Below are 15,222 nucleotides of genomic sequence, written 5' to 3'. Positions count from 1 at the left end.
TAGACCAGCCCCATGACGAAATCACTACACTTCATACCGAAAAAAATCCGGAAACCGCCTGTAGAAATAGAATTTTCACATTAAAGAATGAGGAGATACGCCCGCAACTAAAAAAGGACACTAGAGCTCATTCTCTCGTGTCCTTTCGCATGACTTAATCCCGTCCTTATTCCCAGAAAAAGCGTCCGGCAAATACCTTCTCCGTCAGCAACTTGTATGTCTCGTCTGGCAATTCTTTTTTCATTTTCTCCATTACGATATCCTTGCCTACATTATAATGCGTAGACATGCCGATCTCCGCTGTCGTATCGGTTGAGTCCAGATGCATAATTGGTGCTTTGGCATCTTTTGTCCAAGGTGTCCATTCGGCCAATTCCGATGATCCACCACAACCCGGGTTGCCTGTATAGAGGAACTGCTTCAAATATGCTGCCATCGCGGAAGACAATGCCTCACGGCCTGGTTTGTTCTGTTCACTAAAATAACCTTCAGCGAAAAGAGCGGCAACGCCGTCTGCGTGTCCTGTGTAAAAGTCCATATCCGCGCCATGCGGTGCGCCCAGCAATGTTTGCAGCCTTTCGGAAATGACCCCAGGCTTTGTGCCCCATGCAAAACGATAGGCGTATACAGGTGGCTGTCCCGCTTCACTTGTCAGGCGCTCGGCTACCCGCTCCGCATTGAAGCCTGCATAAGCCTCACTGCCATATTTCAGAGCTGCGGCATACTGTTCGGCCTTGGTTTCATCTGTAAACAGAGTTTCATCATGAAATGAGGGTACAAAGTATGGATCACCGAAAGCAAAGCTGGAAAACTCGGTTTCCAAACTGCCCAGCAGAACAGGAACTTGTGCATAATTACCGCTGTTGATGGCATCGAATCCCTCTTTCGGAATGACTGTACCGTCACGGAACAAATGTGGGAATGGCTGCATACGAATCGCCGTTGAACCATATACAGTGACCAGCTTGTCAGCAGGCAACTCACGCAAATAGCTGGCCAGCTGTGCCTGAGACTGCTTGCCGATCCATGTTCCCGCATGTTCAATAGAGGTCACTTTACCCTCTTGCACGAGCAATTTCACAAATGCATCCTCGGATTTTTGTTCGCCTTCCTCCGGTGCAGCCGTGGTCAGACCACCACTGAAAGCAGCTAATTTCTGAAATAGCCCTTTGCTTAGCGGTGAGATTAACGCTGCCAGAACATTACGTGCTCCTGCCGACTGCCCGGCCAACGTAACATTGCCTGTATCTCCGCCAAAGCCCTCGATATTATCCTGTACCCACTGCAGTGCACGGAATGCATCAAGTAAGCCATAGTTGCCCGAATCATCAAGGGGATTTCCGGTTTTCAATGCAGCATTTTGAAAGAATCCAAGAGCTCCCAAACGATAGTTCACCGATATGATAATGCTGTTCGTGTTACGCGCAAGTTGTTCACCTTGAAAATCCTTGCCTGATCCGGTCATATTCCCGCCGCCGTGCAGAAACACCATAACCGGAAGCTTCGAACTGGTTGTATTTGGACGCCAAATATTGAGATACAGTGAGTCTTCACTTCCGGCTATCATTTCACCGGATAACTGTAAGCTGCACGCAGCAAATTCCTTGGCGGTTCGAGTCCCTGTCCATGCATCCGGTTCACGCGGTGCTTTCCAGCGTAATTCACCTACCGGAGGTGCTGCATAAGGAACACCTAACCAGCCGAGCGTACCGTATTGTTCATAGGTTTTTCCATCAATGGCTCCATATTTCGTCTGCTGCAATGTTTGAGGTTTGAACCCCTGATCTTGTTTATGTTTCATCCAACTCTGCTCCAAGGTTCCACCGCCATTGAGCTGTGCCTGCAAAGCTTATGCAGTCGCTTCAGCCAACTGGCGATTGGTACGTTCGCTCGTGCTCCTGCCTTGAAGCGCGTTCACCTCCTTAACCGATATGTAAGTGAAAGCCTCTCCTTGGTTGTAGTTATATCTTTCTAGAGCGTTCGTGCCAATCTCTCCAGCAGTTCCACCGCAGGAGCTAGCACTGCTTCATCAATATCGAATTCCGGATGGTGATGCGGAGCAGGCAGCTCGCTGCCAATAATCATATACGTTGCTTTCCCACCTTGTTCCTGTACACGCCTAATCATGTAACTGGCATCCTCACTTCCGAGTGAAGCACCATCCGAAATAGCCTCCGCATGGGTAAATCCTGCGATGCCTTCACTTTGCTGTACAGCAAGCTCTGCAAGCTCCATATCACAGTGAATAGGGACTGCACCGCCAATGACTTCAACCGTAGAGCTTAACTCATGCATCGCCGCGCTGTGCTCGATGATCTGACGCACCCGTCGCTCCAGCTCACGATTCGTTTCTTCTGTCGTTGAACGGGTTTCAATCACCATCCGTGCGTGCTCGGGAATAATATTGGCCCCTGTTCCGCCTTCAAGAATACCCACATTAATGCGTGTATCTGCCGTGCTAAACCGAGGCAACGCATGAATATTAAGGAGTGCTGTAGAGGCTCCCAGCAAAGCATTCCGTCCTTCCTCCGGTGTAGCTCCGGCATGAGAAGACACACCTGTAAAATGGGCTTCCAGCTTGGTCGTTGCCAGGAATCCAGCAGACGCCCCTCTGACATGACCGGATGGCACACCTGTACCCAGATGTATGCAGAACAGACGGTCCACCTGTTCCAGCATGCCTTTTTCGACCATGGCATACGCACCACGCACACCTTCTTCAGCAGGCTGGAACAGCAGACGGATCTTCCCGGCGAACTTTCGGTTACTCAAACGTTCTGCAAGTGCAAGCCCAATGGCTGTATGTCCATCGTGCGCGCAAGCGTGCATAATGCCTTCATGACTGGAGCGAAATTTCCCCGCTTGTGGTATATGTTTGTCTGACTTGCTCTCACGGATCGGAAGTGCATCCATATCGAAACGGAACGCCGTTGTTGGCCCTTCCATTTCTCCTTGTAACTCAGCGACAACCGCCGTAAATCCCCCTCGCATCTGCTGCACAATCGCTGAATCTGCCCCTTCATCGATGGCACGCTGATATGCATCTTCCAACACTTCAGGGTTTGGCAGACCTCGCCGCGATGTGTCATCAATCGCATCTTTTCCATAGGCCACATGGTAACCCAGTTCCGTTAACATCTGCACGACTTTGGTAGCCGTACGAAATTCGGTGAATCCCAGCTCGGGATGTTCGTGAAGGTCTCGTCGAAGCGCAATAATATCAATCATGGTCACTCACCTCTCTCATCAAGCTCTCTATTTCATCATACATACACCTTTACACTACGAATTCTATATTATGGGTCGCTAATCCTGTTTCGCGTTACTTCTACACACATGCTTCACGCCCATACTGGGGACCCTTCGTGTCACAGGATGCGATTGATCTGATTCAATAAAAAAGTTGCCCGCTCATTGAACGGCACTCTTAGCCAAACTGCCCAAGAATATTCTTGGGCAGTTTTTCGATTTCACTTTTAAGTGCAACTTCTATAGGCAAAGGTAACGTGGTATGGTAGGCCCACGCACAAGCTTATCGTATAATAAGCATAACGTTGATGAATATGGCGCAAAAAAAGGAGAAACTCATGATGTTGATTAGACTAAATTGGATCACACTGCGGATACACGATCTGGAAGCATCGCTCCGCTTCTACCACGATTTGCTCGGGCTGCCGATTCAGCGCAGATTCGAAAGCCGTGGACGGCAGATCGCCATGCTCGGACCAGAAAATGAAACGAAGCTGGAACTGATTGAGGGCAGCGAAACCACACTCAAGCCAGAGGCCGGTGTTTCGATCGGCTATGAGGTAAGGTCGCTGGACGAAGCCATGGAGCAACTCGCCGCATTAGGCATCCCGATTGTACGAGGCCCCGTCCAGCCCAATCCGCATCTGAGGTTTATTTACATTGCCGACCCAGATGGCTTCGAAGTGCAGTTGGCCGAACATGTATGATTAAGGCGCAATTATTTTTGAGGCGAATCTAAATAAGTGTACGTTTCACGATGACTGACCTGTTGTGTGTGGAGCCAAACCTACACGCGCACCCCACATAGGACGGCGTCAGCGCGCTGTTGTGCAAGTTTACAGCTTCATCCGACGCATCAGCGGCACACCTACTCGATTCAAAAGCCGTTCAAGCAGCAGCCAGCACCAGCGTCTGCTCATTGGCAAATGGCGCTCATACACGGCAGAATACTCGAAATCCGACACAGCGCCACGGTTGCGTTTGAACTGCGCAGCACCAGCACTCTCATGCAACAGATGACCGTTCTCACGGGCCTGTCCAATCAGGCAAGCTGATAGCATACGGTACAGTCCGATAGACTGGGGTAGCGCCGTATCGTAACCGAATAACGGCGTTGTCATCACCCCATTCCGACAGAAGTATCCCATAATCGCATCTATACGCCCTTCCTTTCGCAGACCATACAAGGTCAGTGTTCCCGAAGCTTTTGCTGTCGCAATGAACTGTTCACTGAATTGCGGATTATCATAAGAGTATTTTTCGAGGTATAGCAGCCTATACAGCTCCGCAATTCGCGGAATATCTTCCTCCGTCAAATTCGATCCGGAAACGAATTCATATCCGTGCTTGGTCAACAATTCGTAATCCCGCTTCAGCAGCCAGCGCGACTTCGCATTGCCGAAATTCGGATCATTCGCCTGGTACAGATAGATTTGACGGCTCGGAATTAGTTGACAGCCTGCTTGCTTCAGTTCTCCCGTCAGATCGGAGTGAAGCCCTGGGCACAAGGAGCGAAATATGACGGCATGCTCAGGATAACGTTCCCTTACTGCTGCAAGCAGACAAACAGCCTGCTCTCCGGACATGGCTGGATACAGGTTTGTTGATAACAGCCAGTTGTTGATATGTACAACCTTGTTTATTTGTGATTGCCGCATTCCCCACCCCACCACACTAAGCAGCGCGAAAAGCCCCTTTTCCAGCAACGGTTTCCGAAGCATCGTCAACTCCTGCTTGGCATACCTCACATAATGCGTATAAGGTGAACAAACGTAAGAATTTTCATACTCTGCATCATTTACCGTCAACGGAAGCACTAGATCGTCAATTCGAGCAATGAGTAAGGTTGTGTTTACATTTATAATGAAGTCCCGCGTCCCTTGTAACATCATGGGTTCCAAATACGCTCGTGCATCTCTACCATCCTCGGTGTTAGGCCAGTCCATATCTTGGAGCGAATTCAGATCATAGAAACAAACGCGACTATCGCGTCTTTCATTCTTCGCTGGATCTGTAAGATCGCGGCTATCCGTCTTTTTTTCCATTACTGCATTCTTCACGTTCTGCTCCCCCAATTACCCAAACTTCCTGCCATCAATTGTTTTTTTACAAATTCCTATTCCTCCCATTATAGTGGGCCTGGATGAGCATCCACAATTGTTTCGTTGAAAACGGGCGGAGAGATAAGCCATCTAAAAACAAAAAAAGCCTGCCCCCACATCATGGTTGGAGACAGGCTCAGTAACTGAACTTCGAATATAAAATTGGTGTAATCAGGTGACTCCGATGCAGTAGGCTAGCTTCAGCCTAAGTATTTTACAGCGTACCCGTTGCAGAACCTACTTCGTTCTTATCGGATACCAACTCGTTCAGGTCCACAATCAGTTGCTCCAGTTCTCCGAAGCTGTCCACCATCTTCTCGGTCAGGTTGCGCTGTTCCTCCATACTGGCAAGAATTTCTTCCGTAGCAGAACTCGATTCCTGAGTCACACTTGAAATTTCTGAAACCTCATTAACCACTTTCGTAGAGGATTCCCTCATGGTGACTGAACTACTCTCGATATCTGCGGCCTGATTCAATACTTGCTGAGAATTGCTGTTGATCGTACGGAAAACTTCTTCTGCCGTTTGCACACTGTCTTTTCCTGCTTCCAAAGCGAGTCGAATACGCCCAAACCGATCCGTCAACGCCTGTGTCTGTCCTCTCAAACGGGACAAAATAGCAGCAATATCACTGGCCGAATGGCCGGAGTGTTCTGCCAGCTTGCGAACTTCCTCCGAAACGACTGCAAACCCACGTCCATGTTCACCTGCACGGGCTGCTTCAATCGCTGCATTGAGCGCAAGCAGATTCGTCTGGTTCGCAATATCCAAGATGCTGTTCAGCATTAGCGACATGGACTCACTTTCCTCGTTAAACTTACTCATATCATCGGCTGTGGTATTAATCGTTTCATACAGCTCCTGCATCTGAACATTCAGTTGATCCATCTGCGCACTGCCTGTTTCCGTGCTCGTTGCCATGCTGGCTGACAGTTCTTTCATCTGAAGTGAGTAGGAAGCAACATCGCGGATATGCTGATCCGACAAAGACAAGGACTCTGAAATTTCAGCCACACTGGTGGCCTGGAATTCAACCCCTTTGGCCACCTCGCTGAATCCAAGCGTTACTTCATGGGTAATGGAGCCGGTGTCGGTTACTTTTTGCTTCAGTTGATCCGTATAACGAGATAGGCCCTCTACAGATTCTTTGACCCTTACAAGCATTGTTTCCACTCTCATTTTGGAATGCTCTACTTCTTGCCAACGCGCTTCGCTATCCCAAAAGAGTCTTTGATTCAACTGGGAAACCAGCATCAGAATGGCTCCCGTAAGCGCAAACAATCCTACATCAACAATATGGCCAATAAATTCCTCGGAGCTCTTTGTCTCCACCAGAACGACCTGAATAATACTGATGATAAACAACACGAAAAATCCGGTAGTGAACAGTTTCTTGTCGGGATAGAGCAACAATACTGAAGTGATGACCAGACTTAAAGTGATGTTAACACTTCCCCAGCCTGCATAGACTCCACAAACCGTAATCAGGAGTGTACAAAGCCATGGGATCACATGAATATACTTCTTTTTGATATTGGCGTACGTTACCCAACCGGTGAATAAAATAGCTACCCCACTCGAAACAAGCAGCTTGGGTTCCAGAAAGGCCATACCAAAACCGATGGCAACAATAACCCACAGGATGATACAGATCAGCTTGTTCCTTTTCCAGATGATTTCGTCATAACGATTCATGAATTTCCCGTCCTTTTTATCAATTAAATACGATGGTGAAACATTTCTGTACTATCTTTTATCAGTCTTTGGTCCTTGCTTATGAATAAATCGCAAAGTCCTAGGGCTTTGTTATAGTACATTAGGTCTTCATAAACATGAAAACACACTTAATGTATATCGGAATTTTATTATAAATTTTTAATATATGAAGGAATATAATATGTACTTATATTTCAGGAATTTTATTTGGTTTTCTCCATAGTAAAAAAATAGTAAAAACCCGTATCAGGGATACGGGCTTTCACATGTTAAGAAGATCAGCTACCTTTTATTTCCCGAACACAAGTGTGTTGTTAGACGAACCTGCATACTTGGTGACAAACTCGCGGGCATAACTAGCTGTCTGTACTTCATAGCTGTAGCTGGAGCTCGGTCTCCAACTCGTTTGAGGAGAGGATGGACTGCTTAACGCAGGTGTGCTGCCTGTATCCGTAAATTCCCCGTTTCCTTTATCATCCAGAATGCCGCCTTTTTCAGCGCCTGCACCAAAATAATTATTTTCAGAATAAATGCGAGCTTTCTCACCAATGGTAATCGCCTGGTTAAAGTTGTTCGCGTAATTGTTTTTGATATGGAAATAACCGTATCTCATGAGACCAGGACCACGTACATACAGGTTTTCAAAATAGTTATTAGCCATCGTTACATGAGGTACACCATTATAGCTGCTGTTGCCATCATTCGGGTATCCGAGAATAATTCCGTATTTGTGGTTTGCAAATTTGGAATTGCTGATCGTTATATAATCTGCACGATCCCCAATATACAAGAGCTTGTCCAGATCACTTCCGCTCGAGCTGTAGCTATGGCCGGAGAACGTCACGTGATCGATCCAGTAGTTGGAGCCTGAAGTAATATACATCTGGATATCGTCGTTAGCATTAATATTGGAAGCGTGTTCAAAAGTCAGATTCTGAAAAATGACATTACTTGAGCTGGACGTCGATCTGAAATGAATGTTCGTCAGTGTGTGTTTATCAAAAGAGCCTACCAACGTTTTGTTCGATCCAAATTCGACTTTCTGCAAGGTAGAGGAAGAAATATTTTGTTCAATAACCAGTATTTTAGCTGTTGTGCCTGCCATATGTGTTCGCAGATCGTTCAGATTACTGATGTAGATGACCTGACCGTTCTTACCACCTGTCGTGGCTGATTTGGATACACCACTCTCATTTTTGGCGTTACCGGCAAAACCCGTTAAACCATTGGTGCCTGTGTTGGGATAACTGGCCGCACCATATGTAGCGGGTGCCGTAGAGACCGTGGAGACTGTCAATAATAACAGTGTTACAGCGAGTAAAAGAATCGAAAATTTCTTCAAAATTTCACCATCCTTTATAATTTTATCCTGAAAGACAAGTTGATTATATCGTGTAACATCAGATGTGACAATACAAAAATTGCAATTTAACCAATATTTTTTTTTTTTGCAACAGCAGTCCCCGTATAAGAAAAATGAAAAGACGACACAAAGTCATCTGCAAAAACCATGAATTTGTATCGCCCTTCTTCTGAAACCTATTTGATTTTCAGTTCCAGCTTATGTTTCTCCGCTTCCTGCAAATTACCGTAAACTTTGCCCGGCTCAGTTGGTACTTTCAATACAAGCGATTGAGGATCGTCCAGCATATTGCTGCCGTAGTATAAAATGATCCCGTCTTCTGTTCCGCTACCTAGATACATTAGAAGCTTGGTCTGCTTACCATTCTGGGTGATAGAAACAATCTCGTAAGAATGTACTGATTCACTTATAGATTGTTTGGTTTGGAAATCAATCTTTTCATTGGGTTCATAGACAAGTTTGGCTCGTATAATAAGTGGAGACATCTCGACTTGAGATAACTTCACCTCGTGGCCGTCAATCGTAAATAACTGATTAAGATTTATAATTTCCGTCTTGGGAACTGAAAATTTGGGGTCTAAGTCAAAAGAAATCTTCATCCGCTCTGAATATCGCATTTCAGGTCGCTTTGTCCCTGTTTTTGGGTCTGCTAGCTTCCCCGGATCGAGGGAGACGATTTGAAAGTCGAGCATTAACTTTTCAGGAAATGCATCAGTCCGTTTGAGGTTAATCGCAGTTCGACCATATATGATATGGTTCCCATTGGGTACTTGGACTCCCCCCGCATTACTATCATCAAATTTATGATTGGTCAGCATGTCAGTTACCCTGGAACGGTTCACCGAATATATCTCCTGGGAAGCATCCGTCTGGGCTGTGTACAAAACGATCATCTTGTTTTCATCCGCCATAACTGCATTGACGGTTAACTGATATATTCCTGATTTCACAGAACGATTCACGAGCTGTACATAACCATTGTTAATTGCGGATGTAATCGTATTTCCGTCTACATCCTTTTCAGCCAACTCCCGAAAAGGTTCAAGGACTCCCCAATTCTGTGCGGGCTGGCTGTACATTGCCTGTTGTGGTGTACCGCCAAGTGGACCCATCAGCAGCCAACCGGCTGCCAGAGCGGTTACGAGCACCGCCGTAATCCACTTTAATTGCACATGACCTGTCATTCGCCGAGTTCTTGCCTTGGCCAGACCTTGCTGAATGGCAAAGGCCGTGTCCGCCGGATTCAATTGCTGTCTCTCCAGCTTAGCCTGGGAAGCATCTGCGAAAAGTGCTTGTTCCTCCGGACTAGTTGTCATGCCAATCCCCCCTGTTCTTCATCTGTTTCCGTAACAGTTCCAACCCTTTATGCTGCCAGGTCTTGATGGTTCCTTCCGGTTTGCCAAGAATGGAGGCAATCTCAATCGATGTCATGTCGTTATAGTATTTCAGCAGTAATACATGGCGGTATTTAGGTTTGATTTTCTCAAGCATGGACCACATTGCAAGTCTGTTATCGCTGCGTCCTCCAATGGCAGACTCGGATATCGCCTCCTCCAACCCATCGCTTGGCAGTGGTGTAGCCCGTTTGCGACGCCTTTGTTCATCAATGCACACATAGATCAGAATACGAATAATCCATGATTTGAACGCCTTCTCATTTTTCAGAGAGCGACGCTTGATCCAGGCCCGGCATGTCATCTCCTGCACCGCTTCTAGTGCATCGTGACGATTACGCAGGTAACTGTAGGCAATGGAGATCAGCGTGTCCTGATGCTCCATGATGGATTGGACAAATGCCGTCTCGTCTTCGCTCTGTACAAACAGCATCTTTTTCATCTCGGCTTTGGTTTCCACCCTGCAATCCCCTCCTTCTCTCTCTTTCTGTCGTTTAAGACGGATGAACAAGCCAAATCGTTTTTTATTTATTTTCCATCACAAAAAAGCCCCGCCTAATCCTGAGGAGGAAGCTCTTGTATTTATTTCCGCATCATTATTTAAAGTTCAAACCATTCCAGCTCAGCGTCATCCTGATTCATAGCTGCTTCCATTTGTTTCAGCCAGTTTGCTGCGATGTCACCCCAAGTATGGAACAGACAATAGATGTATAACTCTCCCTCTACAATCTCATCCATTCCCGATGCCACTTCAATCGAGACTTGTAGAGCTTCAGGCCAGGTCGAACCCTCCTGAAGCAACGCAAACCCATCTTCATAATGCTCCATCTTATACAAGTCAGAGAAGGTTAAGGCATCCGCCAGTCGCTTCACAATCCGAGGTAAAATGACAGGATTTGATGTTCTGATGCCATATTCCCAGCCCACATGGTACCTCCTTTAATCTAAAAGTTAGCTAAAGGCTACTACTCTTGCTCATTCAATTCATTGATCGAGCGGTCCAGCCACAATTCATACCAGTCGAGAAAACCCAGCCGCTCCGCGTTGCCCATATAATGATCCGGATAAATCCCATTACTGTTCGCTCGATCATCGGTCCAGATCTCTCCGTAGGACAATCCCTTCACGATCAGATTGAGCGAGACGCCACATCCAAAATCACTGATTCGCAGCATCCCTGCCGACCATTTCGGATCATAATACTCATGTTCAAGCGCTGCCCACTCGTCCTCTTCTTTGCTGTCGTCGTACCAGTCCACATCCCAATTCCAGGATTCCACATGTGGAAACGGCTCAGAAATTGCATTCAACTCATCATCATAATCCATCACCAAATATATGCCGTTCTCCGGCTTTTCCAGCCCATAATAAGGACCTGTACCACCACTTCCAATCCCAAGCAAAAAAGCTTGATACTCTTCAGGCAGCGCTATCTTCCATTTCTGTTCAAAAGCTTTAATTTCGTCCAATGTCCATACCGGAGCCATCTCATATTGATGATTCTCTGCCCCAAACAGATTCCGCTTCGGGTCCAGAGTCTGGAGTTTGTTCAACTTTCCCTGTATGCGTTCCAACTGGGGATTGTGCATGTCTGTAGGCCTCCTTCCATCGCGTTGTACCTATAACGTCAAATTCGGATCAAGTCATTCAAACTATTTTCGCTTTGCAGACTGGATTTGATGTTAATCCATATTTGGTTGTTGTCCCTCGATATCGCGCACGCATAATTTCCGGGCTCCATCTGGAGCAACACACCACCGCAAGACTCATCGGGTTCTAGCTCGCCCCCAGTGACATCCTCCGCTGCCCCCAGATACACGTTACCGGAAGGGACAAGTAGATGGTATACCTTTGCATTCTCCAGTTCCTTCCCCGCATCATCCAGACTCCATTTCACCTCATACTGTCCATCTTCACCCAGATTCAGAAACAAACAGTTGCCTGCATTTACCTCTGTCAGTTCATCCTCTGCAATAGACCACCAGTCCGGTGTGTCTCCAACACGATGTTTTAACGTCCCCAGATCGTACAGGCACAATGCTGCCGTATCCGTGAAGATCTGAAATTTCCCGTTCATTCTATCTCTCCTTTCTAATTCAAAATAAACACTTTGACCCTAGGTCAGACCTAAGGTTTATAGTGGAACTATTCCATTCAAGCAGACAGGAGCCAGCTTAATGAACAAATACATTACGATTAGCGAATTATCCAAATTAATGCATGTTTCAATCCATCAAATTCGATACTTTGAGGAAAAAGAAATACTTTTCCCGGCATATGTGGATACCAACCACTACCGTATGTATGGAATGGATGAGATCTACCAGCTTTCTCACATTCTTTTATTGCGCAAGTTGAATGTCCCTGTTCAGCAAATCAAAGAGTGCATGCTCTCCTATTCCGCAGATGACTATAACCGATTATTAACCGATTCACTTCGAGCTGTACAATCACAGATTGATTCGTTAATGCATATGGAACAATTCATTCAAGGCATATTGCAGGAACAGCAGGAATGGATCAGCCAATCCCAGCAGGATCAGTGTATACCCATATATGAGATAAAGGAAATTCCTGTTCGGCATTTCACCACTTGGATCACCATCCAACCAAACGAATCTCTGCATGCCCGTGCACTTTATCAGCATCGTACGGATCAACCTGCATTGTTTGAAATTGATTTACACTACTTGTATACCTTAGACCAGGTTGCAGTCTGTGTTCCGTTTTCTAATGCTACCAGCGATTCTTTTGTTGAAAAAGGGTTATATCTAACCAGATCATTCACAGTGACATCCGAAGAAAATATTACCCAGGAAATTCATCACCTTAAGGAATATGCATTTCAAGCCACTTACGTGCTGGTAGACCCTATAATCTTGATTGAAAAGTCCTATCTCTCCATGTTAGGAACTGATCAATTACACTATGAGATTCAGGCCAGAATTGAGGTCACTCCTCCTAAAGTGAAAGAAAGGAACCCATTATGAACCTCACGACTCCAATTCAAATTGTGGACTATGATGATCAAAATCAACATCAACTGGCTGTCCGAAAATTAATAGTCCATTCTTTTGCAACCAAGTTTGAGGCTCTTGTTCGGCTCGCCCCAACGGAAATAGTTGACTTGCTTGGCGCTATATGGATTGATCAGGGAAACTCACCCTCCGATAGGCAGTTCATTGCAATGGATGGAAACCAGGTTGTCGGGGTTCTATGCCTGAAATGGTGCCTCAAAAACCCCCTACAGATAAAAAAGGAGATCCATCACATTCCACTCCGTAAGCTTTGCAAGCAATACGGACTACGCAATGTCTGCATGTTTATGGTCGGAATGATTGCCCTGGAATATAAGCCAAGTCCACACGAATGTTATATTGAGCATTTGGCTGTAGCTTCAAGTCACCGAAAGCGTGGGATTGCCAGACAGTTGCTGATTACTGCTCAGCAGTTTGCAAACCAACATCTCCATTGTAAATATATATCTTTGCACGTATCCAGCAGCAACACACAAGCCATTCGTCTTTACCAACAATTGAACTTCAGAGTGGAATCATCACACAACAGCATTTCCCGAAAATTCCTGTTCCGTGAACCTGAATGGATTTTCATGATGATCCCTATCTCTAACATACAGGAGGCATTTCAGTGTTTAAACAACAGCCCCCTAGACTAAGATTATTTACGACCTCAGTTTTCAAATGGCTGATCGGTGTAACAATCATCATTCTGGCTATTGTGTCTTGGCTGCTCATTCAGAACACATTCAACATGAAAGAAACACGCATCTCCATTCCAACCTCATATGGACAATTAACGGGTATACTCACACTGCCCAAACAGCATTCAGATAAGGTTGGCCTTGTCGTTTTTGTACATGGTGATGGTCCGATTAATGCCAGTTATGACGGTGGGTATCGACCTTTGTGGGAAAAGCTTGCCATGGCGGGGTATGCCTCCCTCTCGTTGGATAAACGTGGTGTTGGCGGTTCCTCGGGAAACTGGCTTGACCAAACCATGGAGGATCGTGCACAGGATGTCTTAACCGCCATTGAATGGGCCAGAAAAGAACCCTCTATTGATCAAGATCGAATTGGTTTGTGGGGTGCCAGCCAGGCTGGATGGGTCATTCCAAACATCGTGAAACAAGATCCGGATATTGCATTTAGCATTTTGGTTTCCCCCGCCATCAACTGGATTACACAGGGCAGATACAACACCCAGCAGGAAATGCTCCAGAAGGGATATACCGAGGAAGAGATCACTGCAAGGCAGCTCTATAATGACCAGGTTCTGCAGCTGATTCGAAACAAGGCCACCTATGATGAATATAAACTCATAGCTAATAAGGACCAACTCATTTCCAAGGAGCGTTGGACGTTTATCGTCAACAATGTGGAATCAGATGCCACAGATGGGCTCGTTTCGTTTCATAGCCCTGTTCATCTCGTGCTTGGAGGTCAAGATATAAATGTCGATGTTCAAGAGACAGAGCGCGTGTATCGTCAGATGATTCCACAATCACTGCTCAGTGTAACCAAACTACCGGATGCTGATCATTCGATGCTGCCCTCTTCACTGGTACATTCTACGTTCAAAACCTATGCAACGGCCTTGTTCTCGCCACGAAAACTAATGGACGCACAGTATTTGGATGATATTGTTCAATTCTTGAACTCTATTCACGCAGTTGATCAACCGTTTGTTGCACACTTCCGGTTCCCAATCGATTCATTTCTCCTGAAATTCTTAAGAAAAATGACGCAATTTGATCCGCTCCATCCCCTTTTGATCCGCAGGCGAGATTATTAGAACCATATTTAACCATTATATCAAGCCCGGCACACAGGTTAAAGGTACTCAAGAGTTAACTAGGTTCATGTTATACATGTGAAGAATTAAGGTGTTAGCAAACAAGGTTATTCTCTTCATTTTTTTAGCAAAAATGACGATATAATCATAACTGACTTTTTTTGATTTTGTGGAGGAAACCATGGCTATCAACCTTAGAAGAGAACCTTTTCGCTATACTTTAAAGGAACCGATAATGTTCGAAATTTTTATACTCAGCATTAACGGCGCCTCAGCACCACCCAAACCCATTCAAGCGGAATTATGCGATATCAGCCGATCGGGCTGTCAGCTTTCATTTCCGTTAAATCTGCATGTGGAGTCCAATAACATCCGAATCGGCATGAACTTGTTGCTTTTTGAAGACCCCTTGTATTTGGAAGGAACGCTGCGCTGGGGCAAAGAAGAAAATAACCAATGGCACTACGGCGTACAGCTGGAGATCCAGCAAGGCAATCATGAGCGTTTATCCAGAGAAATGAGAATGCTTGCGGGGCAAGGCAAAATTATGGTGAAGTAACCCGGGAAGCACGAATCTAACAAAAA

15 protein-coding genes are annotated in these 15,222 nt (G+C 45.9%); 5 read left to right on the top strand and 10 right to left on the bottom strand.

All coding sequences use genetic code 11. From position 1 onward, the window contains the following. Positions 1 to 166 precede the first annotated feature (166 nt). On the bottom strand, positions 167 to 1,801 hold the full coding sequence (locus A6049_RS14840; protein ID WP_095206108.1) for a carboxylesterase/lipase family protein: 1,635 nt from the start codon (positions 1,799 to 1,801) through the stop codon (positions 167 to 169). 170 nt (positions 1,802 to 1,971) lie between these two features. Next, positions 1,972 to 3,228, bottom strand: coding sequence for an amidohydrolase (locus A6049_RS14835; RefSeq protein WP_063565396.1), 1,257 nt, complete (start codon positions 3,226 to 3,228; stop codon positions 1,972 to 1,974). Positions 3,229 to 3,587: 359 nt separating this feature from the next. Between A6049_RS14835 and A6049_RS14830 the strand changes: the two genes are divergently transcribed. Then, positions 3,588 to 3,956, top strand: coding sequence for a VOC family protein (locus A6049_RS14830; RefSeq protein WP_240321409.1), 369 nt, complete (start codon positions 3,588 to 3,590; stop codon positions 3,954 to 3,956). Positions 3,957 to 4,085: 129 nt separating this feature from the next. Here the strand turns inward: A6049_RS14830 and A6049_RS14825 are convergent, their stop codons facing one another. The 8 genes from A6049_RS14825 to A6049_RS14790 form a co-directional block, all read right to left on the bottom strand. Then, a complete protein-coding gene (locus A6049_RS14825) occupies positions 4,086 to 5,309 on the bottom strand; it encodes a GNAT family N-acetyltransferase (protein WP_240321407.1) in 1,224 nt (407 codons plus the stop codon). A 256-nt stretch (positions 5,310 to 5,565) separates the two neighbouring features. Further along, on the bottom strand, positions 5,566 to 7,047 hold the full coding sequence (locus tag A6049_RS14820) for a methyl-accepting chemotaxis protein (RefSeq protein WP_063565394.1): 1,482 nt from the start codon (positions 7,045 to 7,047) through the stop codon (positions 5,566 to 5,568). Positions 7,048 to 7,357: 310 nt separating this feature from the next. Then, positions 7,358 to 8,410: a pectate lyase family protein gene (locus A6049_RS14815; protein WP_063565393.1), complete on the bottom strand. Its 1,053-nt coding sequence runs from the start codon at positions 8,408 to 8,410 to the stop codon at positions 7,358 to 7,360. 197 nt (positions 8,411 to 8,607) lie between these two features. Then, positions 8,608 to 9,747, bottom strand: a complete 1,140-nt coding sequence (locus tag A6049_RS14810; RefSeq protein WP_063565392.1) for a DUF4179 domain-containing protein — start codon at positions 9,745 to 9,747, stop codon at positions 8,608 to 8,610. Then, a complete protein-coding gene (locus A6049_RS14805; protein ID WP_240321406.1) occupies positions 9,737 to 10,285 on the bottom strand; it encodes an RNA polymerase sigma factor in 549 nt (182 codons plus the stop codon). Before A6049_RS14805 ends, A6049_RS14810 begins: the two co-directional genes overlap by 11 nt. A 140-nt stretch (positions 10,286 to 10,425) precedes the next feature. Then, positions 10,426 to 10,752: a hypothetical protein gene (locus A6049_RS14800; RefSeq protein WP_063565391.1), complete on the bottom strand. Its 327-nt coding sequence runs from the start codon at positions 10,750 to 10,752 to the stop codon at positions 10,426 to 10,428. 38 nt (positions 10,753 to 10,790) lie between these two features. Then, complete coding sequence (locus A6049_RS14795; protein ID WP_063565390.1) at positions 10,791 to 11,414, bottom strand: SMI1/KNR4 family protein; 624 nt, start codon at positions 11,412 to 11,414, stop codon at positions 10,791 to 10,793. 38 nt (positions 11,415 to 11,452) lie between these two features. Next, a complete protein-coding gene (locus tag A6049_RS14790) occupies positions 11,453 to 11,902 on the bottom strand; it encodes a DUF6386 family protein (RefSeq protein WP_063565389.1) in 450 nt (149 codons plus the stop codon). A gap of 100 nt (positions 11,903 to 12,002) precedes the next feature. On the opposite strand from A6049_RS14790, the gene A6049_RS14785 reads away from it, so the two are divergent. The 4 genes from A6049_RS14785 (at position 12,003) to A6049_RS14770 (ending at position 15,196) form a co-directional block, all read left to right on the top strand. Next, positions 12,003 to 12,815 carry a MerR family transcriptional regulator gene (locus tag A6049_RS14785; RefSeq protein ID WP_063565388.1) on the top strand — a complete coding sequence of 271 codons (813 nt, stop codon included), beginning with the start codon at positions 12,003 to 12,005 and terminating at the stop codon, positions 12,813 to 12,815. Then, positions 12,812 to 13,501 (top strand): GNAT family N-acetyltransferase, encoded by a 690-nt coding sequence (locus tag A6049_RS34570; protein WP_063565387.1) that lies wholly within the window; start codon positions 12,812 to 12,814, stop codon positions 13,499 to 13,501. The genes A6049_RS14785 and A6049_RS34570 overlap by 4 nt, the downstream gene beginning before the upstream one ends. Then, positions 13,474 to 14,637, top strand: coding sequence for an alpha/beta hydrolase family protein (locus A6049_RS14775; protein WP_063565386.1), 1,164 nt, complete (start codon positions 13,474 to 13,476; stop codon positions 14,635 to 14,637). The genes A6049_RS34570 and A6049_RS14775 overlap by 28 nt, the downstream gene beginning before the upstream one ends. A 181-nt stretch (positions 14,638 to 14,818) precedes the next feature. Beyond that, positions 14,819 to 15,196 (top strand): PilZ domain-containing protein, encoded by a 378-nt coding sequence (locus A6049_RS14770; RefSeq protein ID WP_063565385.1) that lies wholly within the window; start codon positions 14,819 to 14,821, stop codon positions 15,194 to 15,196. Positions 15,197 to 15,222 lie beyond the last annotated feature (26 nt).

The sequence above is a fragment of the Paenibacillus sp. O199 genome (assembly GCF_001636635.1).
Lineage (GTDB): Bacteria > Bacillota > Bacilli > Paenibacillales > Paenibacillaceae > Paenibacillus > Paenibacillus marchantiae.
Note: the sequence above shows the minus strand (reverse complement) of the source record. Positions and strands in the feature narration are given on the sequence as shown.